12 protein-coding genes are annotated in these 20447 nt (G+C 56.3%); 6 read left to right on the forward strand and 6 right to left on the reverse strand.

What is annotated here, in order from left to right; genetic code table 11:
* Positions 1-64 precede the first annotated feature (64 nt).
* From RBH33_RS13690 to imuA, 3 genes are read right to left on the reverse strand one after another with little or no spacing between them, the layout of a single operon-like run.
* Positions 65-3163 carry an error-prone DNA polymerase gene (locus RBH33_RS13690; RefSeq protein ID WP_306732772.1) on the reverse strand — a complete coding sequence of 1033 codons (3099 nt, stop codon included), beginning with the start codon at positions 3161-3163 and terminating at the stop codon, positions 65-67.
* Positions 3164-3172: 9 nt separating this feature from the next.
* Entirely contained in the window at positions 3173-4591 is a 1419-nt protein-coding gene (locus RBH33_RS13695; protein ID WP_306732773.1) for a Y-family DNA polymerase, read from the reverse strand.
* A gap of 3 nt (positions 4592-4594) precedes the next feature.
* The gene (imuA, locus tag RBH33_RS13700) at positions 4595-5302 is read right to left on the reverse strand and encodes a translesion DNA synthesis-associated protein ImuA (RefSeq protein ID WP_306732774.1); all 708 of its coding nucleotides are present in this window, start codon (positions 5300-5302) and stop codon (positions 4595-4597) included.
* A 361-nt stretch (positions 5303-5663) separates the two neighbouring features.
* On the opposite strand from imuA, the gene arsS reads away from it, so the two are divergent.
* From arsS to RBH33_RS13730, 6 genes are all read left to right on the forward strand, one after another.
* On the forward strand, positions 5664-6620 hold the full coding sequence (gene arsS / locus RBH33_RS13705) for an arsenosugar biosynthesis radical SAM (seleno)protein ArsS (RefSeq protein WP_306732775.1): 957 nt from the start codon (positions 5664-5666) through the stop codon (positions 6618-6620).
* A gap of 9 nt (positions 6621-6629) precedes the next feature.
* Positions 6630-8777: an FAD-dependent oxidoreductase gene (locus RBH33_RS13710; protein WP_306732776.1), complete on the forward strand. Its 2148-nt coding sequence runs from the start codon at positions 6630-6632 to the stop codon at positions 8775-8777.
* Positions 8778-9123: 346 nt separating this feature from the next.
* Positions 9124-10245, forward strand: a complete 1122-nt coding sequence (locus RBH33_RS13715) for an efflux RND transporter periplasmic adaptor subunit (protein ID WP_306732777.1) — start codon at positions 9124-9126, stop codon at positions 10243-10245.
* Positions 10246-10256: 11 nt separating this feature from the next.
* Positions 10257-13334 carry an efflux RND transporter permease subunit gene (locus tag RBH33_RS13720; RefSeq protein WP_306732778.1) on the forward strand — a complete coding sequence of 1026 codons (3078 nt, stop codon included), beginning with the start codon at positions 10257-10259 and terminating at the stop codon, positions 13332-13334.
* Between the two features lie 9 nt (positions 13335-13343).
* Positions 13344-13712 carry a hypothetical protein gene (locus tag RBH33_RS13725; RefSeq protein WP_306732779.1) on the forward strand — a complete coding sequence of 123 codons (369 nt, stop codon included), beginning with the start codon at positions 13344-13346 and terminating at the stop codon, positions 13710-13712.
* A 146-nt stretch (positions 13713-13858) separates the two neighbouring features.
* Complete coding sequence (locus tag RBH33_RS13730; protein WP_306732780.1) at positions 13859-14467, forward strand: redoxin domain-containing protein; 609 nt, start codon at positions 13859-13861, stop codon at positions 14465-14467.
* A gap of 509 nt (positions 14468-14976) precedes the next feature.
* Here RBH33_RS13730 and RBH33_RS13735 read toward each other — a convergent pair.
* The 3 genes from RBH33_RS13735 to RBH33_RS13745 are packed head-to-tail and all read right to left on the reverse strand — an operon-like array spanning position 14977 to position 20297.
* Entirely contained in the window at positions 14977-16854 is a 1878-nt protein-coding gene (locus RBH33_RS13735; protein ID WP_306732781.1) for an acetyl-CoA hydrolase/transferase C-terminal domain-containing protein, read from the reverse strand.
* Entirely contained in the window at positions 16844-18970 is a 2127-nt protein-coding gene (locus tag RBH33_RS13740; RefSeq protein ID WP_306732782.1) for a 3-hydroxyacyl-CoA dehydrogenase NAD-binding domain-containing protein, read from the reverse strand. Before RBH33_RS13740 ends, RBH33_RS13735 begins: the two co-directional genes overlap by 11 nt.
* A 13-nt stretch (positions 18971-18983) precedes the next feature.
* Complete coding sequence (locus RBH33_RS13745; protein WP_306732783.1) at positions 18984-20297, reverse strand: acetyl-CoA C-acetyltransferase; 1314 nt, start codon at positions 20295-20297, stop codon at positions 18984-18986.
* Positions 20298-20447 lie beyond the last annotated feature (150 nt).

A 20447-nucleotide genomic window follows, 5' to 3' on the forward strand; every position in this document is an offset into this window, starting at 1 on the left:
CGCGCCTGTTGGCACGCCGTCTTGGGGAATTTTACCTGCCAGGGCGGCGGATGCAATGATCGCGTTATTGAAAATCCCGCGACCGGGCCACTAGGTCATTCAGCTCCGGGCTCAGGTCGGTCAGGCGGCCGGCGATTATGTGGATAACATCGCCTTCGCGCTCCAGTATGCCGTGTACTTTCAGGATTGTGGCTCGCAGGTAGGAGCGTTGCTGGGCGCGGGCTGTGGCCAGCCAGACGACGATGTTGCTGTTGCCGGTGTGATCTTCCAGAGTGATAAAGGTTACGCCCGCCGCCGTGCCGGGGCTTTGTCGACCAGTGACCACGCCCGCGACGGCCACCAGGGATTTATGCCGCAGGTTTTTTAACTCGGCCGCGTGGGTGTAACGGCCCAGGGCGCCGGTTTCTTCCAGCAGCTCTATGGGGTGGCGGTTGAGGGTGAGACCCACTGAGGCGTAGTCCTCCACCAGGTTGTTGGCTTCGCTGGGGGATTTGATAAACGGCGCGGGGCCTTCCGCTACAAAATCCAAGCTCGCTTGGGCGAATAGCGGCAACTCAGCTTCGCTGTCCATCAGTTGCCAGCGGGTGTGGTATCGATCCTCGCCCAGGGTGTGAAACGCATCGGCGCTGGCCAGGGCTTCAAGGTCACTTTTTCTTAAGCCGAGGCGTTTGACATCACTGGCTTGGCAAAATTGTTGGCCCGACCTATTCGGCCGCGCGGCCAGCAATTTGTCTGCGCCTTCGGCGGATAAACCTTTTACCAATCGAAAGCCCATGCGCAGCGCGAAGCCGTTGTGTTCCGGCTCCAGGGTATGATCCCAGTGCGAGTGGTTGATGCACACGGGCCTTACTTCCACCTGATGCCGGCGCGCGTCCTGAATCAATTGCGATGGCGAGTAGAAACCCATGGGCAGGCTGTTGAGCAGCGCCGTGTAATAGACAACCGGATAGTGGCACTTTAACCAAGCCGAGGCGTAGGCCAGCAAGGCGAAGCTGGCGGAGTGTGATTCGGGAAAACCGTATTCGCCAAAGCCACAAATTTGATCGTAAATCCGTTGCGCGTACTCGGTGCTGTAGCCTCGGGTTTCCATGCCGTGAATCAGCTTGTGGCGAAACTTGCCCAGCTCTCCGGTTTTTTTCCAGGCGGCCATGGCGCGGCGCAGTTGGTCGGCTTCGCCGCCACTGAAACCTGCCGCCACCATGGCTAGCTGAATGACTTGTTCCTGAAAAATCGGCACGCCCAAGGTTCGGCTTAACACACTTTTGACGGCTTCCGAGGGATACTCCACCGCCTCCTCGCCGTTGCGGCGTTTTAGGTAGGGGTGCACCATGCCGCCTTGAATGGGGCCGGGACGGACGATGGCAATTTGAATCACCAGGTCGTAGTAACAGGCGGGTTTTAAGCGCGGCAACATGGACATTTGCGCGCGCGATTCGATTTGAAACAAACCCACCGTGTCGGCGCGCTGAATCATTCGGTACACATCCACATCATCCATGGCGGAGGTGACGCCGGCCAGGGTGTATTCCTTGCCGTAGTGGCTGCGCAGTAAGTCAAAGCTTTTGCGTATGGCGGTCAGCATGCCCAGGGCGAGTACATCCACCTTCAAAAGGCCCAGGCTTTCAATGTCGTCTTTATCCCACTGAATGACGGTGCGATCGGCCATGCTGGCGTTTTCCACCGGCACCAGTTCATACAGGGGGCCGGAAGAAATCACAAAACCGCCCACGTGCTGGGACAGGTGACGGGGGAAGCCCCGAATGTCGTTTACGAGATTGATAAACTGCAGGCCCGTAGCGGAGTGGGGATCAAAGCCCAGTTCTTGTATTTGCGACTCCCAGGAGGTATCCCGATCGCGGCGGTTGATGTTGCGAATAAAAAAATCCAGTTGCGATTCATTAATACCCAGAGCTTTGCCCACATCCCGCAAGGCGCTCTTAAAGCGATAACAAATGACCGTAGCGGCGATGGCCGCGCGCTCGCGTCCGTATTTTTCATAAATGTACTGAATCACTTCTTCCCGGCGCTGATGCTCAAAGTCCACATCGATATCCGGCGGTTCGTCCCGCTCTTTGGACAGGAAGCGTTCAAACAATACATTGATATGACGCGGGTCCACGGCGGTAATTTCCAGGCAGTAACACACCACCGAGTTGGCCGCCGAACCGCGGCCCTGATACAAAATGTTGTTGCGCTGGGCGAATTGCACCAGATCGTGAATGGTGAGAAAAAAGTGCGCGTAGCCCAGCTCTTCAATCAGCGTTAGTTCTTTTTCAATGGTTGCCATCACCGTGGGGCTGATACCTTCGGGAAAACGCTTTTCAATGCCTTGAGCCACCAGTTGGCGTAAATAGCTGAAGGGCGTTTCCTCCTCGGGCACCAGTTCGGCCGGGTATTCGTAGCGCAGCTCAGCCAAATTAAAATGGCATTGATCGGCGATGCCTAGTGTTTCAGCTAGCCATTCCGGTTTGAACAGTTTGTGCAGTTTGCTCAGTGAACGCAGGCTATTTTCCGCATTGGGGAGCAACTGCCGGCCCGCCTGGGCGACACTGGTGCCCAAACGTGTGGCGGTTAAAACCTGTTGCAGGGGAAGGCGCTCGGCGCAGTGCATGAGTACGCCGCCGCAGGCGGTAATGGGGATTCTGTGTTGTTGGCTCAGCTTTTCACAATAGGCCAGGTGCCGGTGCTCGTTGTTGCGCAGCAGGCGCCGGCAACCCATCCACACGCGGGTTTTGTGGTATTGAATTAAGCGCTTGGCCCAGTAGTCGTCCGCGTCTTGTTGCCCGGTGGGCAGCCAGATCAATAAACAGTGACGCAGGGAATTAATGTCCCACTCCGCCAATTGGTAGGTGCCTTTTTCACTGCGCCGGCGGGCATTGGTGATCACCCGGCACAGTTCGGCATAGGCCTGACGGTTGGGGCACAGCAGCACCACTTCCAATTGATCATCCAACCGAAACAAACTGCCGACGATCAGTTTTATGGGCAGTTGCTCCTGCTTAATAGTGGTGTAAGCTCTGACCACGCCGGCCACGGAACACTCGTCGGTGATGGCCAGCGCCTCATAGCCCAGCACGCTGGCCTGGCTCACCAACTCCTGCGGGTGGGAGGCACCCTCCAGAAAAGAAAAATTACTTTGGCAAAACAGTTCAGCGTAATTCATGGGCGCGTCTCAACTGAAATAGCCGTGCAAAAACCACTGGGGCGTTTCGCCCTTGACCGCGGGTTTACGAAACAGCCAATACCACTGGCCAGCCTTGTTGTGAGCGATGTAGTAATCCCGCACCTGCGCGGAGTGATCCCACCAGCCGGTGGTAATGCGTTCGGGGCCGTGAATAATGGCCACCGGTTCGGTCAACACTTGAGGTTCCGGCAGCAGCAGGTTGGGGCGCAACAGTGGCGCTGTGTTGTTTGGATTTTTGGATGGCGTTAGGGCAGGGCAGTGACTACTGGCCCGCTCGGGGCGAAAATCGTCCTGACGGGTTAAACCCGTTACGCGATCCTGCCCCAGCCGCGCTTGTAACAGTGATACCAGTTGATAATCCGTGCACTTGCCCTGGCGGCCGGCGAACAGATCGGTGCTTTGCGCTTCTTTGTGTTGGAATTTGTTCACACGCAACGTCAGAGCGTATACCGGTGCGGCCAGTTGGCATTTTTCCAACGTCAGTTGGGCGAGCTCCAACCATTTTTCCGCCTGGTATTCGCCCTGGGCGGAACCGACGGTGACTTCCAGTGGCTGACCGTTGCGTTGGTGAAAACGTAACTGAATTCGGGTGCAGAGTTGATCACGCCGACGCAGAAAATCTTCCAGTAAAACCAGTTGTCGTTTCAGTGGGTGGTGCAGCACCGAGGTGTTTTCAATTTCGTAGAGCAATTCCAGGTAGTGCTGAAAATCCTCCGGCGGGTGATGAAATTCCAAAGACATGCCCAGTTCACCGCTCAGCCGGCCCACATACTGAACCACATCCAAGGTAAAACGCCTGGACAGTTCTTTGAGGGGAATATTGAGCAGGTCCGCCACGTGGGTAATGCCCAGACGGTTGAGCTTTTCGATTTGTACGGCGGACAAATCCGTTTGCCCGATGGTGCAGGCTGAGTACTGTTGCTTCAGCTTTTGGGCGTCGTCACTGATGTGCCGACCACCGGCTCTGGCCAGAAGCCGGGCGGCAACAGGCGTGTAACCCGTGGCGTAGTGGTAGCGGTAGGGAAGCGCCTCCAGCAAGGTTTGAATGCTTTGCCAGTAGGGCATTAGCCCCCGGTAGAGCTTCAACATGGGGCTGACTTTCAGCAGCAGGCCGGAGGGCGGGTAGAGCGCAATGTCCGCGCTCAGCTCGTAGAGCCAGCGGGCAATTTCCTGCAGTTTGCCGGTTTCCAGGGCCTCTTTATAAGGCACCAATTGCAAATCCCGACACAGGGTGGCTGCGGTGGCCAGGCCCATGCCAATTTCCACACCCTGTTCGGCGGCTTGGGCGTTAATTTGCACCAGGGCGTTGCTCTGGCTGTCGATCACCGCCAGAGGGCGCGCCTCCTGCTCTTGCAGCAGGCTGTCCAGCTGCAGGGCGGGAAAGTGCAAGTACAACCACAGGTCCATGACTCAAACCGCCTGCACCCCGGTAAGGGGCAAGGGGCGTCGGGGCGCTGGCGCCAGGGTGAGTTCGGGCCATTGGCTTTGCAGGTCCAGAATAAAGTCGGCCACGGGCCAACCGCCCCGGCGTTTGGGAACACCGACCACCAGCCCTCGGGCGTGGGCGGTCAATTGCAGGCACAGGCTGGCGGGCAGGGCGGTGGCCTCGCTGTGGCGCAACAGCAACAGTTGCGCTTGCCCCTCCTGGGCGGCCAGTTGCAGGCGCCGGGCTTGGTGAAGCGTCATGGAATCCTGCCACAGAACCACGGCGTGACAGGCGCCGCTTTTCAGGCTTTGTTCTGCCGCCCATAGGGCTTCAGCCGCTACGCTCGGGCGTACTATTAACACCCGAGTCAGATCCAGGCCGGCCCCGGCCAAGCCTTCGGCGTGCAGCTCCAGCGGCGGGGCGATAAACACACACAGGCGGTGTCTGGTTTCGGGGGATTTGGTGCCGGCCAGGGAGGCCATAAACAGGCGCAGTTCCCCAATTCCCCGTGGGCTGCGTACATCGATGACGCCCTGAGCGGGAAACCCGCCGCCCAGCTTGTCATCTAATTGGGGTAGGCCGGTGGAGCGGGTTTCCTGATTCAACCCGGCACCGCCGCGCCACACCAAGCGGCGGCGCGTCAGAGCTTGAAGCATGGGATTGGTGGCCTCTGGGCCCGCTACACTGTTCATGCGTACAGTATAGCGCTAATATAAGGCCGCGCAAGAGAAGAATCGGCGCAAGAGAAGAATCGAGAGTTCCGGCAGCTGGCGGTGGTCTACGCCGCCACTGGCTCGGCAATCCCCGGCATGCACGGCAGCACCAGGGCAACCGGGGCGGTAACTGAGATAAGAGAAGGCGGTAACTCGGTTTCGAGGTTATTCCTTGGCTGACGTCGCCCGGCTATGTCTATAACCTGCCAGCAAGGCTTGTGCAGCAAGGGATACCCTTTAGGGTGTAAGCTTATACCGATCAGCCACACCTTTGATGGCGCGAGTATTTCATTGCGGTGCTTAACCGAGATCTTCATAAAGAGTAAAAGGATAGCGAATTATGCATGCCACCTTACCTTTACTGGAAGCGACCGACTTTCCGGTGATCCATCGCAGCCGGCTGGAAACCCTGCAGGTCAACCTGGGTTACCTGTGTAACCAGACCTGTGTGCACTGCCACGTAAACGCCGGGCCCACCCGTAAAGAGATGATGACCGACGACAACGTGGCAACGGTTATGGAGGTGCTCAAGGCCCAGGGCATTCAGACGCTGGACCTGACCGGTGGCGCGCCGGAAATGCACTGGCGCTTTCGCGACCTGGTGCGCGAAGCCCGGAAGCAGGGCGTGCATGTGATTGACCGCTGCAACTTGACCATTCTGGAAGAGCCGGGCTACGAAACTGTGGCCGAATTTCTGGCTGAACAGCAAGTGGAAGTCATCGCCTCCATGCCCTGTTATTCCCCAGCCAATGTGGACAAGCAGCGGGGCAAAGGCGTGTTTGACAAAAGCATTGCCGCCCTACAGAAGCTCAATGCCCTGGGCTACGGCAAACCCGACAGCGGCCTAAGCCTAAATCTGGTGTACAACCCTCTCGGCCCCAGCCTGCCGCCCAATCAACAACAGCTTGAAGCGGACTACAAACGCGAGCTGAAAAAACATTTCGGAATCGAATTCGGCCAGCTGTTTACTCTGGCCAACATGCCCATCCAGCGTTTTGGCAGCATGCTGATTTCCAAAGGACAGTTTGCCGACTATATGCAGGTGCTCAAAGACGCCTACGTGCCCGCCAACCTGGACAACGTCATGTGTCGTACCATGGTCAGCGTCGATTGGCAGGGCAACCTGCACGACTGCGATTTTAATCAGATGCTGCAATTGCCGCTGATCGGCTCTGACGCCCAACATCTAAAAGACCTGCTGAGCCAGAACTTGGAAGGGCGGGAAATTTATATTGCTGACCATTGTTACGGCTGTACCGCCGGGCAGGGCAGCAGTTGCGGCGGCGCGCTCAGTTAAAGGAAAAACATGAAACGATTATTGGTAGTCGGCGTGATTATCGCGCTGATTGCGGCCTACTTTGGCTTCGATCTGCAGCAGTACCTCACCCTGGAAGAATTCCGAGCCCGGCAGAGCCAGTTTGCCGAGTTGCTGGCGGCGTACCCGATATTGGTGCCAGCGCTGTTCTTTGTGTTTTATGTGGCGGTGACCGGCCTGAGTCTGCCCGGCGCCACGGTCATGACCATCGCCGCCGGCGCACTGTTCGGCTTGTGGCAGGGTCTTTTGCTAGCCTCTTTTGCGTCGTCCATTGGCGCGACCCTGGCGTTTCTGGTCTCCCGTTTTTTATTGCGTGACTTTGTGCAAGGCCGCTTTGGCGATCGCCTCAAGGCGGTCAACCGTGGCGTGGACAAAGACGGCGCCTTTTACCTGTTTACTCTGCGCTTGGTGCCGCTGTTTCCCTTCTTTGTGATCAACCTGGCCATGGGTTTGACCCGGTTAAAAACCTGGACCTTTTACTGGGTCAGCCAGGTAGGCATGCTCGCCGGGACCTTTGTGTACGTCAATGCCGGCACCCAATTGGCACAGATTGAGCGAGTTGGTGATGTGTTCTCTTTGCAACTGCTCGGCTCCTTTGTGCTTATTGGTATTTTCCCCTGGATCGCCAAGGCGATTGTGGGGCTGGTGCGCCGTGGCCGCGTCTACCGCCAATGGCAAAAGCCTCGCCACTTTGATCGCAATATGGTGGTGATTGGCGCCGGTGCCGGGGGCCTGGTGTCGGCTTATATTGCGGCGGCGGTTAAAGCCAAAGTCACACTGGTGGAAGCCAATAAAATGGGTGGCGACTGCCTCAACTACGGCTGCATGCCCAGCAAGGCCCTGATCAAAAGCGCCAAGGTGGCGCACCAAATGCAAAACGCCGAGCAGTACGGTCTGGCCTCCGCCCAACCGCAGTTTAGTTTTCGCTCGGTGATGGAGCGCATCCAACAAGTGATTAAAAAAGTGGAGCCCCACGATAGCGTGGAGCGCTACACCAGCCTGGGCGTCGATGTGCTGCAGGGTTACGCCAAGATCATCGACCCCTGGACCGTGGAGGTGGCGCTGAATGACGGCGGCACCCAGCGTCTGATCACCCGCAGCATCGTGATTGCCGCCGGTGCGAGTCCCTTTGTGCCACCACTACCCGGGCTGGACGAAACCGGCTATGTCACCAGCGATACCCTATGGGAACAATTCGCCGAGCGGGACGAACCGCCCAAGCGGTTGGTGGTGCTCGGAGGAGGCCCCATCGGCTGCGAGCTTGCGCAGAGTTTTGCGCGCTTGGGCTCGCAGGTGACTCAGGTGGAAATGGGCGGGCGCATCATGGCGCGCGAAGAGCCGGAAGTGTCTGCTCTGGTAGCCGAATCACTCAGTGCCGATGGCGTGAATGTTTTGACCGGCCACAAGGCCCTGTGCTGTGAACTGCATGAGGGGGAAAAATCCCTGGTGGTCGAACAGGACGGCGAAGAAAAGCGTTTGGTGTTTGATGAGCTACTGGTAGCGGTGGGGCGGCAGGCGCGGCTGAGCGGATACGGGCTGGAAGAACTGGGGGTTCGTACCGACAAGACGGTGGAAACCAACGAGTACCTGGAAACCCTCTACCCGAATATTTACGCCGCCGGCGATGTGGCCGGACCCTACCAATTCACCCACACGGCGGCGCATATGGCCTGGTACGCGTCGGTGAATGCGCTCTTTGGGCAGTTCAAACGCTTCAAGGTGGATTACTCGGTGATTCCCTGGACCACCTTTGTTGATCCGGAAGTGGCACGGGTGGGCCTCAATGAACTGGAAGCCCAGGAGCAGGGCATCCAGTACGAAGTGGCCCGCTACGACCTGAATGACCTGGACCGCGCTATTGCTGAAAGCAGCACCACCGGTTTTGTCAAAGTGCTGACCGTGCCGGGCAAGGACAAGATTCTGGGCGCGACCATTGTGGGCGCCCATGCCGGCGATCTGCTGGCGGAGTTTGTGCTGGCCATGCGTCACGGGCTGGGACTCAACAAAATCCTGGGCACCATCCACACTTATCCCACCTGGGCAGAAGCCAACAAGTTCACCGCCGGGGAGTGGAAAAAAGCCCACAAGCCCGAGGGCTTGTTGCGTTGGCTGGAGCGCTACCACCGCTGGCGTCGGTAACGGTCAAGGAAGTCTCGAGCGTACCGCAAGAGCCTTACTGCTTTACCAGCGCCGCTGGCGCTGCCAACCGTTGTTGAATTTGCCGACTACGAAACCCATCCCATGGGGCAGGGCGCCCGCCGCGCTTTTCCCCGCCGCACCTCGCCGAACGCCAAAATGCGCTATTAAATGTAATAAGTTGTAAGTTTTCTATACGCTGTAAAGATGCTGGGGTAAACTCGGCGCCACATTTAATTCGACACGTTCGACTTCTGGTAGTACTGCCCCTCGCCGCAGTTTAGACCCTGCCCGTCGCTGATGTTCTGCGTGCTCGCGCTCTGTATTTTTATTATTAGGGAGAAAGACAATGGCCAAGCGCATGATCCTGATGCTGGTTGCTGTGGGAATACTGTTCGGCGGTATCTTCGGATACAAGGCCGTCGGCAATTACTTTATGAACCAGTTTTTTGACGACATGCCGGTGGCGCCAGCAACCATTACGGCCACCGAGGTTACAGAAGCCGAGTGGCGGCCCGAGGCTACGGCTGTGGGTACGTTTATGGCGGTGAACGGCGCTCAACTAACCAGCGAGGCGAACGGCATCGTTACCGGTATTCACTTTGAAAACGGCGCTCGGGTCACTCAAGGGCAACGCCTGGTATCCATGGATATTGAAGCCGATGAAGCGGAATTGGAGCGTTTGCAAGCGGTAGAACGCCTGGCTCTGGTTGAGCTGAACCGCCATGAACGGCTCTATCGGGAAAACAACATCTCCGAGTCAGAACTGCAGCGGCGCGAAAGCGAAGCCGCCCAGGCCAGCGCGGCAGTAAAAACTCAGGAAGCGCGCATTCGCCAAAAGACTATTCGCGCTCCCTTCGATGGTATCTCCGGCATTCGCCAAGTTAACTTGGGGCAGTACGTAGGTGCCGGCAGCCCGGTGGTTTCTGTCCAGTCTCTGGATCCCATCTTTTTGAATTTCACTTTACCGGAACGTCGCCTGCCTTTGCTGCATGTGGGCCAGCAGGTCAATGCTCGGGCAGACGCTTACCCAGAAACCACCTTTACCGGTGAGATCACGGCCATAGAGCCCTCCATTCAGGAATCCACTCGCACCTTCCTGGTGCAAGCGACTTTTGCCAACGCTGATTTGCTTCTGCGCCCCGGCATGTTTGGTCGAGCTCAGGTGGATATCGGTGAGCCGGATACCGTTAAGCTGGTGCCTCAGACGGCTATTCAGTTCAACCCCTATGGCAACTCCGTCTTTATCATTCGCGAGGATGACGATGGAACCCTGCGCTCACACCAGCGCTTTGTCATGACGGGTGAACGTCGCGGTGACCTGATTACCGTGGTGGACGGCCTGGAAGTGGGCGACCGCATTGCCACCTCCGGACTGTTGAAGTTGCGCACTGGGTCGGTGGTTATCATCAGCGACAACGGTGACGTCGCACCCACGGCTGAGCTGGATCCGCAGCCAGAGAATCAATAGGGAGATCACCCATGCGCTTTACTGATGTATTTATCCGCAAGCCAGTTTTGGCTTCGGTGGTGAGCCTGTTTATTCTGCTGCTGGGCATACGTGCCGGTATGGACATGAACGTGCGCCAGTTTCCCGAAGTTCAGAATGCCGTGGTCAACATTACCACTACCTATATTGGTGCCGATGCCGATTTGATTCAGGGCTTTATCACCGCGCCCATGGAGCGGGAAGTGGCGGCTGCTGAAGGCATTGACTACATCGTGTCCAACTCTTCCGCTGGCGTGAGCAATGTTCAGGCTTACCTGCGCCTAGACTACGATCCCAACGAGGCTTTGACTCAGATCGCCGCGCGGGTAAATGCCCTGCGTTCCGATTTGCCGGAAAACGCTTTGGACCCGGTAGTGACTTTGTCAGTGGGTCAGCAGACCGCTGCCATGTACTTGTCGTTCTACAGTGACGTGCTGGATGCGAATCAGATCACCGATTATCTGGTACGAGTGATCGAGCCGCAGTTGGCCACCATTCCCGGCGTACAGAGTGCTAGCATTTTGGGTGGGCGCACGTTCGCTATGCGCATTTGGCTGGACCCGGCGCGTATGGCTTCCCTGGGTGTAACCGGGCAGGATGTGGCCGCTTCACTGCGCGCCAATAATGTGTTGGCAGCCTTGGGGCGAACCAAAGGCCAAATGGTCGCGATCGACTTGAACGCCGGTACCGATTTACGCAGCGTGGAAGAGTTTGAGCAACTGGTGGTGCGCGGGGAAAACGGCGCCTTGGTGCGGTTGCAGGAAGTCGCTGAGGTAGAGCTGGGCGCAGAGAATTACGAGAGCTCTGTCAGCTTCAATGGCAAATCGGCCACCTTTATGGGCATTGAAGTGGCGCCGGATGCCAATGCGTTGGATGTCATCGCGGACGTGCATGATGTTTGGAATAACTCCATTCTGCCTCAGTTGCCGGAAGGCCTGGAAGCGGACATGCCGTACGACTCCACCGAGTACATTGAAAACGCCATTAACGAGGTGATGATCACCATCGTTTTGGCATTGATCATTGTGATTCTGGTGATCTACGCATTCTTGGGCTCCATACGCAGCGTGATTATTCCCGCCGTGGCTGTACCTCTGTCTTTGATCGGTACTTTGTTTCTGATATGGATGATGGGTTTTTCCATCAACTTGCTGACTCTATTGGCCATGGTTTTGGCCATCGGCATTGTGGTGGATGATGCCATCATCATGTTGGAAAACATTCAGCGCCACATAGAAGAGGGCATGTCTCGCATGGATGCCTCGATTCTAGGTGCCCGGCAACTCGCCTGGCCGGTGGTGGCCATGTCCACAACGTTGATCGCCGTATTTATCCCGTTGGGTTTTATGGGCGGGCTGACCGGTATTTTGTTTGTGGAATTTGCTTTCACCCTGGCGGCCACCGTCATTTTGTCGGGTGTGGTGGCGCTGACGCTGTCGCCCATGATGTGTTCCCGTATTTTGCGATCACGCAAAGAAGCGCACGAGCGGCCTAAGTTTGAAGCCTGGTTGGACGACCGCTTTAACCGTTTGCGAGAGGGCTATCAGAAGCGCTTGCACGGGGCCCTGAACGCTCAACCGGTGATGCTGACGTTCGCGGTGATTATTCTCGCCTCCTGTTACTTTTTGTTTGTCACCAGCCCCACCGAACTGGAGCCGGCGGAAGATCAGGGTTTTGTCTTCACCATCGGTGAGGCGGACAGTTACGCGACCTTGGACTACACCGAGCGCAACAGCGCCCAGTACATCCAACTGCTGGACAACGTTCCTGAAATTGAAAACCTGTTCATTATTAACGGTTTCAACGGCACCAACACTGCTGGTGCCGGTATTGTGTTGGCGCCTTGGAGCGACCGGAGTCGCACAACTCAAGAAGTTCTGGATAACGATATTCAGCCATTTCTTAGTTCAATCCCAGGGCTGAATATTTTCGCTATTGTTCCGCCGTCCTTGCCTTCCCCTGGTGGTGGTACACCGGTTGAATTCGTGATTGGTTCGACTCAATCCTACGAAGCCTTGCAAGAAGTGGCCGCGACCGTGATTGGCCGCGCCATGGAAAGCGGACGGTTTATCTTTATGGATACTAACCTGAAGATTGACCGCCCGCGTCAAACGGTACATATCGACCGGGATAAAGCCGCACTGATGGGTGTGAGCATGCAGCAGGCGGCCGCCGACTTGGGCAGCATGACCGGCGGTGGATTTGTAGGCCGCTTCTCTCTGGATAACCGTTCCTATCGTGTAATTCCGCAGGTGGAGCGTGGCGAGCGGTTGAATCCGGAACAGCTCAACAACTATTACACTCGCAACCGCGAGGGCGAACTGGTACCCATGTCTTCCATTATTCGTCTGGAAGAGTCAGTACAACCGAGACGGTTGAGCGGTTTTCAGCAACTGAATGCGGTAACCATTTCTGGCGTTCCCCGACCGGGTGTGCAGTTGGGTGAAGCACTGGATATTCTGGACAGCATTGCTGCGGAAACGCTACCCGACGGATTTATGGTGGATTATGCCGGGCAGTCTCGCCAGTTTAGAGCGGAAGGTGAGCAGATGGTGGCGACCTTCTTCTTCGCACTGCTGGTGATCTTCTTGGTGCTGGCGGCGCAGTTTGAATCTTTCCGTAACTCCATCATCATTCTGGTGACGGTACCCTTGAGTATTTGTGGCGCCTTGATCTTTATCAGTCTCGGTATTACCACTTTAAATATCTACACACAGGTGGGCTTGCTGACGCTGATTGGTTTGATTGCCAAGCACGGTATTTTGATTGTGGAATTTGCCAACAAATTGCAGTTGGAGGGGCGCTCTAAACGAGAGGCCATTGAAGAGGCGACGGCCATTCGTTTGCGGCCCATTTTGATGACCACAGCGGCGACTGTGCTGGCGATGGTGCCTCTGTTATACGCAACTGGCGCTGGCGCGGCATCCCGCTTTGCTATGGGTGTGGTCATTGCCAGCGGTATGACCATTGGCACGGCATTCACGCTGTTTGTGGTGCCATCCGTATACCTCTGGCTGGCGCGGGATTTCTCCAAAGAGCTGGCGAGCGAAGGTGAAGCTCAACCTGCGTAAAAGTTTTCAATGAGTGAGCATTTTTGTGCCCGGCTTTATCGCCGGGCTTTTTTTTGCTCGAACGGTTTTGATTCTGTCATACTGAAGCCCACAAAAAGAGGAGCAAGTATGGCTTGGATACTGGCGGTATTGACTCTTCCGGCTGCTTTTTACGCGCATTATCGTTTGCCCGAGTATTCGGAAGGAAAGGCAGCACTTTGGTTTACACGACTTTTTCTCATCGGTTTGGGGCTTGGTTTTGGATGGGCGGTGAGCGTGCGTTATTTTCCCGTCATGGGAGAATGGAATCAATTGTGGGTATTCTTATCGGCATTTGGGGTAGCACACATTCCCGCTGCGGGCGTACTGTTGATTAAGCACATTCGCCGGCACTCCTGACCAAGGGATCAAACCCATGCGGTTTCTCGTGCCCGGCCAATTTGTTAGACTGTTCTCCAAATCTTCCCTGGCGACACTCGCTGGGCGCAGTTGCGCCGCGCATTTTCAAGCTGGGCGCCAAAACCGAGTTCAAATGGAGATGTGCAATGAAACGCTTTTTGCCGGCTATAAACCTTCCTCTTATCGCTCTATTGGTTTCCACAATAACGCCCACGATGGTATCGGCCAACGCGGTAGCACCAGGGGAAGCGGCACCCGCATTTCGGGCTACTGACGCGGCCGGTCAATCACATACCTTGAGCGAATACATTGGCAACTGGATTGTGCTGGAGTGGTTTAATCCCGAATGCTCTGAGGTTCAGGAGTACTATAGCGAGGGATTGTTGCCTGAGTTGCAAACTCATTACCAAGAGCAAGGCGTGGTCTGGTTAACCATCATTTCAGAGGGGCGCAATGGCGACGATTACCTGGAAGCGGATGAAACTCTGGAAGTAGCCGAGGAGATGGGCTTAGCAGCGAGCGCGCCCGTACTGCGCGATACCGCCGGTGTGATGGGCCGCGCCTTTGGTGCTCAGGTAACGCCGCACATGTACGTTATCAATCCACAAGGTGTTCTGATGTACACAGGTGCCTTGACCGACACGGGATCACCCGACGGTGAAAATTACTTGGTTGAAGCCCTGGAAGCGGCAATGGCGGGAGAAGAAGTGCCCATGTCAGCGACGCGTCCGCAAGGGTGTACTATCGATTTCTGATCAGTAAGCAGCAACGGTCTCGCCCCAGTTTTAAATATCAGGAACCGAAAAAATTTTCTCCTAGCGAGTACTTCGTAAGAGGAGTCCCGGGCGCTTCCCAGGAGGCTTTTCGAAAACGCCGTAGACCTCGTCCCTACGCGCTCCCGGCGCTTCGGGACACTCCTCACTTCCCTGTGAGTCGTTCATGGGGGCTCTCCCACCGGGGCGCCGGCCGCAAGCTCCCTCTTGTGAGAGTTTCGAAAAGCCTCCTGGGAATCGCCTCCGTTGCCGCAACTAAGGCATTCTTTTGGGTTTGAGAAAAGAACGCCATAGTCTGAGAATGCTGGGGGCGTGCAGGGTGAGTGTTCAGCAAGCCTCAAAAGAGGGACCTTTTGAGGCAGTCCCCAGGGAGGGGTTCACGACGTTTGCTGAACACTCACCCTGCGCGCCCCTTGGGCTTGCTTACGAAGCTATTCCGGCCACTTTTCCCAGGAAGCAACAGACGCTTCCTAGAAGTCTTTTTGAAACAACTACTCGTCCATATTTGCCAGCAAAAGCGCGCGATACAGGCGCTCTTTCATACTGCTGGGCCGGGCCAACTGCATGCGTTCCAAACTGTTGTTCATGCGCTCGGTAGGTTCCCGGCGTAGACCTTTGAACACCATTTGCATCAGAGCCGTTTTGTTGCCCACCTGTGGTGCCAACTTCGCTAGCGCGGCCGCCAGATGCTCTTCCACTTGTGTTAAGCCACTGCCAAGCGGGAAGTGCGGCAACTGACCGGCTTCACGCGCGGGTTCCAGAGCTTTGGAAACGCGCTCTGGCGTGTTAACGCAGAAGGCATCCGGAATTTGGTATTCGCGCGGTAACTTGCCCGCTTTTTTGGCGCCTTGAAGCAACTCCATTTGAAAGCGTGAGTCGGTGATGTTCAACAGGGCGGCTATGACTTCTGCATCGCTTTTCCCGCGTAAATCCGCAATACCGTATTCCGTAATGACGATGTCTCGCAAATGTCGGGGAATGGTGGTGTGACCATAGCTGGGGATAATGTTGGACGTTACCTTGCCCGCTTTAGTGCGTGTGGCGGGCACGGTAATTACGGAACGCGCTCCGTTGAGCGCAAACGCCTGAGATACAAAATTGTACTGACCGCCTACGCCGCTGACCACACGGCCATCTTCCAGCCCGTCAGACACCACGGCTCCATTTAAGGTGACTTTCATGGCGCTGTTGATAAAGCGCGCGCCGGTGCGTCCTTCGCGCTTGTGCATTTCGTCGCCGTACAATTGATTGGTGAAAGACACCGGCATCATTTGAATCTTGGCGCGTAGCTCCGGGCCGAGCTCCTCCAGTACTTGGTAAAACACCGGGCTACCGACAAAGAAAGCACCATGCACAAGCGCACCGTCTACCTGCCGTTTAATCACCTTTGCCTGTATCATTTTTAAAAAGCCTTCGACGACCATTTCTGTTAGGCCGTAAAGTCCAGCGGAGAAAGGTGCACGGTACTTGGATAGCGGTGCAGGTCGGTCGTCATTGAGTCGATCGAGCAGGTCATTGAAGGTGGGCGATTGTAGCTGGCGTAAGATCAACGCCTGACTGATGGCATCCCCGGTTGAACCAATCCCAATTTGTAACGTGCCGCCATCGGGTATCAAACTGGCCGCGTGCAAACCTATGGCGTAATCACTGTCCGGCACGGGTTTGTGCGGCGGCATAAACAACGGAAACTCGTAGTTGTCGCCGTGCAGTATATAATCGAAATCCGACGCCGGGCGATCGGCCTGACCACCGAGAAAGGGCAGGCGGCTATTGACTTGACCAACACTGATAACCGACACGCGCCCCAGGCGTTTTAGGCGCAGTAGGTCGGCACTGATGTCCGGATTACAGCTTAGGCTGTACCGATCGGCCTCCTTGCCGGGCTTGGCATCATCCGAGGGACTGACCAACTGGAGAATAAGGTTTACGCCGGCCTGCAAGAGGTTATCCAGCGCGTGAGTGTAGTTAACGGAGATGTGGGCCTGCTGTGCGCTGTCGCTGTTCAGCCATCGACCTGGCTGCAGAAAGAAATCCCGCACTTGAACGTTTTCCGGCAAGGTGCCCGCCCGTAAATCTTTGGCGTAGTCCAGTGCCGGGTAGTCATCGAAAAGGCGCTCAGCGATAGGGGCGAGAAAACGTTGCTCCAGATTGCTGCCGCCTTTGGGGGCTTCCAGGGTCAGGGCGGTGTAAATGCTTAAGGAGAGCTCACTGTCTTCCTTAGCCCGCTTATACAAAGCGTTGATGATATGGTTGGCTTTGCCCAAACCCAAGGGTAAGCCAACCACCACTTTTCTCCCCAATCGCTCGACAATGGTATCAACCAGGGCTTCGACATCCTCATAAATCGTTGGTCGATTATCAGTCGTCATCGGGCTCTTTCTCCCATCCTGAGTCCGGCGCGAAACGTTCGCCATGCAACTGTTCCAGTGATTGCAGGCTGGCTTTGACATCCGAGTAGCCACGATTACGAGCGTAATGCATGGGGCCACCCCGGAAGGGCGCAAAACCGGTACCGAAAATCATGGCACCGTCGAGCAGGTCCGCGTCCTGAATTACGCCTTCACGCAAGCACGCCATGCAAGCGTTGAGCATGGGCAGTATCAAGCGATCAAGGGTATCCTCGGGTGCTTTGGGCGGATCCTGTTTTTTATCCGGCTTGCCGTCTTTCCAACGGTATAAGCCCGCATCCGTTTTGCGCCCCAGTTCGCCGTTGTCGACTTTTTTACTCAGCCAGCCGGGTGTCTGGGGCATATCGTTGTCCAGGCGTTCGCGCAACATGTCGGCTACGCCAAGACAAATATCCAGGCCAACTTGATCCGCCAGTTCAATCGGCCCCATGGGCATGCCGAAATCCAGCGCGACTTGATCGATGCTTTCTGCCGCCATGCCTTCATCGAGCATGACTAACGCTTCCATCAGATAAGGCGTTAGGGCACGGTTCACCAAAAATCCGGGTGCGCTGGTGACGGGAGCAGGAAGCCGGGAAATCTGCCCCACAAAAGCTCGAGCTCGTGCCAGTGTTTCCTTACTGGCTTTAGAGTGTTCCACAACTTCCACCAGCTGCATTAGGGCGACCGGGTTAAAAAAGTGTACCCCCACCATGCGGCTCGGATCTTTTAAGCCTTCCTGCAGTTGCTCCAAGGGAATGCTTGAGGTGTTGGTGGCCAAGATCGCGCCGGGTTTCATGCGGGGTTCAATGTCCGCAAATACCTTGTGCTTGATGTCAATTTTCTCTGGCACGGCCTCCAGCACCAAATCCGCTTGGGCGACGCCGATGTTGTGAAAATCTGGAATCAAACGATCTAAAACATCGCGGGTATCGGCCTTGGAGAGGTGTTTTTTCTTGCAAAGGTCTGCGGTTTTACCAACGGCTTTGGCAATGGTTTCCGCCTGCATATCGAAAAGAGTTACACGCAGGCCCTGCACAGCACACCAACCGGCAATATCGCCACCCATGGCACCGGCACCGATCACATGCACATGGCGAATCGGCTCCGGTGTGGGTCCATCTGAGCCTTTGTTGGCCGCCAGCGCTTTCATTTTTTCACGCAAGAAAAATATACGCACGAGATTGCGCGAGGTGTCGGTGGCCATCAAATGCGCGAAGGAGGTGATCTCCTCCTGCAGCCAGGTGCGCGCACTGCCACCTTGCTCTTCCCATAGGGTAATCAACGCTTCCGGCGCAGGATAGTGCTGCGGCGGCGCTTTCTCGGCGGCCTGAGAGCGCATTTTTTTAGCGGCCAGGGAGCGCACCCAGCGAATGTTAAACACGCTGGAGCGCAAACCGGATTTGCGTTGTTTGATCTTCCCCTCAATCGCCGCTTCAATGGCGTTGTCCAGGTGCCGCTCTTCCACCAGCTGGTCAATGATGCCAAGCGATTTGGCTTTTTTGTCGCGGGTGTTTTTGCCGGTCAACATCATGGTCATGGCGGCGAGTGGGTCGATTAGCTGACACAATCTCAAAGTGCCGCCCAGGCCCGGGTGCAAACCCAGCATAATTTCCGGTAGCCCGACTGTGGATCCGGGTACGGCCATTCGGTAATCACAGCATAAGGCCAGCTCAAGGCCACCACCCAAAGCTTGGCCGTGAATCACGGCCACGGTCGGGCAGGGCAGGTCTACCAGTTTTTGTGCTACGGCGTGTGCCGCACCCAATTTACTGGCAACTTCCTCTTCACTGTTCAGGTGACGGAATTCTTTTATGTCCGCGCCAACGCAAAAACTACCGGGTTTAGCTGAGCGGAGTACTAAGGCTGTGGGAGTATCGTTGTGCAGGCTATCGAGTACTTCATCCAGTTCTTGCAAAAGGTCTTCAGACAGTACGTTAACGCTCGAGTCTTTTTTGTCCATGAGTAGCCATGCCACGCCTTGTGCGTCGCGGGCTAGCTGCCAATTCTTCCAATGGCCGGTTGCGGCGGGAGCGTCTTTAAATGGCCCCAGCTCGACGCTGCGAGCTTTGAGGGCAGAGTACAATTTGCCGGTCATATCAGCTCTTCTCCTATAGAGTTTCGATCAGCATGGCGCCGGACTGGCCGCCACCGATACACTCGGTCGCGATACCGCGTTTTAGGCCCTGACGATGCATGGCATTAATCAGATGAAGAACGATTCGGTTCCCGCTGGTACCCACTGGGTGACCGAGACTGACCGCGCCACCATCCACGTTCAGCTTCTCCCGATCGATACGGCCGTAGGGCTCGTCTCGACCAAGCGCGAGTCGACTGAAGTCGGCATCGTCCCAGGCCGCCAGGCAAGCCAATACCTGTGTGGCGAAGGCTTCGTTCAGCTCCCATAGGTCAATGTCTTCAAGGCTAAACTTTCCGCGTTTAAGCAGTTCGCTGGCGCTGAGTACAGGGGCCAGGCCCATGATTTCAGGATCGAGTGCGGACCAATAACTGTCGGCAATGACGGCGCGGGGTTCAAGTTTGTATTTTTTAACCGCTTCCTCAGAGGCGAGAATTACCCACGACGCACCGTCGGTAATTTGCGAGCTATTACCGGCGGTCACCTTGCCGTAAGGGCGTTCGAACACCGGTTTAAGTGTGGACAAATGTTCCACCGAGCTGTCCGGGCGGACGCCGTCGTCGGAAGTGTACATTTTTCCATCCCGGCTGATTAAGGGCACGACTTCATTTTCCAGCCAGCCCTCTTTTTGCGCGCGCGCCAACCGGTGATGGCTGGACACGGCGTATTCGTCCGCCTGTGCGCGGGTCACATTAAACAGTTGGCCAATCACTTCAGCGGTTTGGCCCATATTCAATTCAACGATGGGATCCGTTAGGCCGCGCTCAAGGCCGATGACCGGTTTAAAATCGGCGGGGCGGAAGCGCGTTAAACTTCCCAGGCGCGAACCTATGCCTTTGGCGCGTTGAAAATCCGCAAGCCAATTGACGGCGTTTTGCTGTAGAAGGAGCGGGGAGTGGCTTAGCGCTTCAGCGCCGCCGGCCAGAATCAGGTCGGCGCCGCCATCGCGAATGTATTTGTACGCAGTGTCAATGGACTGCATGCCGGAGCCGCAGTTAATCTGTACCGTAAAGGCGGGCATAGCCTCGCCCATACCCAGGCGCAAGGCCGCGACGCGCGCGGGGTTCATCTCTTCAGAGATGACGTTGACGCAACCCAAAATGACTTGGTCGAAAACGTCGGGCGACAGATTATTCCGCATAATCAACGGACGCCCACATTGCACAGCCAAGTCGACGGGGGTAAAGGGACCGGGGCGCCCGCGGGCTTTCAGAAAGGGGGTGCGCGCACCATCAACGATATATACAGGCCGGTGTTCAGCCGGCTGGGATTGCGATTGACTCACCATGGATTAGCCTCTGCTGCCAAATGGCCGAAAAACCTACTAGACTGTATTCATCACAGCATAAGGGTTCACTACAGCATAAGGCTTATCTGCGGTCCTGCCAACCGCAACCCAATCTCCATACCGATGTGCTCTGGTAGCAGGAATGGCTGC

The organism is Marinimicrobium hydrolyticum (assembly GCF_030848505.1).
Taxonomy (GTDB): domain Bacteria; phylum Pseudomonadota; class Gammaproteobacteria; order Pseudomonadales; family Cellvibrionaceae; genus JAVDDU01.

What these genes read in the sequence shown, in the direction of transcription:
- RBH33_RS13690 (WP_306732772.1), bottom strand. Translation starts at nt 3,163, where the DNA reads ATGAATTACGCTGAACTGTTTTGCCAAAGTAATTTTTCTTTTCTGGAG.
- RBH33_RS13740 (WP_306732782.1), bottom strand. Translation starts at nt 18,970, where the DNA reads ATGACCGGCAAATTGTACTCTGCCCTCAAAGCTCGCAGCGTCGAGCTG.
- RBH33_RS13715 (WP_306732777.1), top strand. Translation starts at nt 9,124, where the DNA reads ATGGCCAAGCGCATGATCCTGATGCTGGTTGCTGTGGGAATACTGTTC.
- RBH33_RS13725 (WP_306732779.1), top strand. Translation starts at nt 13,344, where the DNA reads ATGAGTGAGCATTTTTGTGCCCGGCTTTATCGCCGGGCTTTTTTTTGC.
- RBH33_RS13710 (WP_306732776.1), top strand. Translation starts at nt 6,630, where the DNA reads ATGAAACGATTATTGGTAGTCGGCGTGATTATCGCGCTGATTGCGGCC.
- RBH33_RS13720 (WP_306732778.1), top strand. Translation starts at nt 10,257, where the DNA reads ATGCGCTTTACTGATGTATTTATCCGCAAGCCAGTTTTGGCTTCGGTG.
- imuA (WP_306732774.1), bottom strand. Translation starts at nt 5,302, where the DNA reads ATGAACAGTGTAGCGGGCCCAGAGGCCACCAATCCCATGCTTCAAGCT.
- RBH33_RS13745 (WP_306732783.1), bottom strand. Translation starts at nt 20,297, where the DNA reads ATGGTGAGTCAATCGCAATCCCAGCCGGCTGAACACCGGCCTGTATAT.
- RBH33_RS13735 (WP_306732781.1), bottom strand. Translation starts at nt 16,854, where the DNA reads ATGACGACTGATAATCGACCAACGATTTATGAGGATGTCGAAGCCCTG.
- arsS (WP_306732775.1), top strand. Translation starts at nt 5,664, where the DNA reads ATGCATGCCACCTTACCTTTACTGGAAGCGACCGACTTTCCGGTGATC.
- RBH33_RS13695 (WP_306732773.1), bottom strand. Translation starts at nt 4,591, where the DNA reads ATGGACCTGTGGTTGTACTTGCACTTTCCCGCCCTGCAGCTGGACAGC.
- RBH33_RS13730 (WP_306732780.1), top strand. Translation starts at nt 13,859, where the DNA reads ATGAAACGCTTTTTGCCGGCTATAAACCTTCCTCTTATCGCTCTATTG.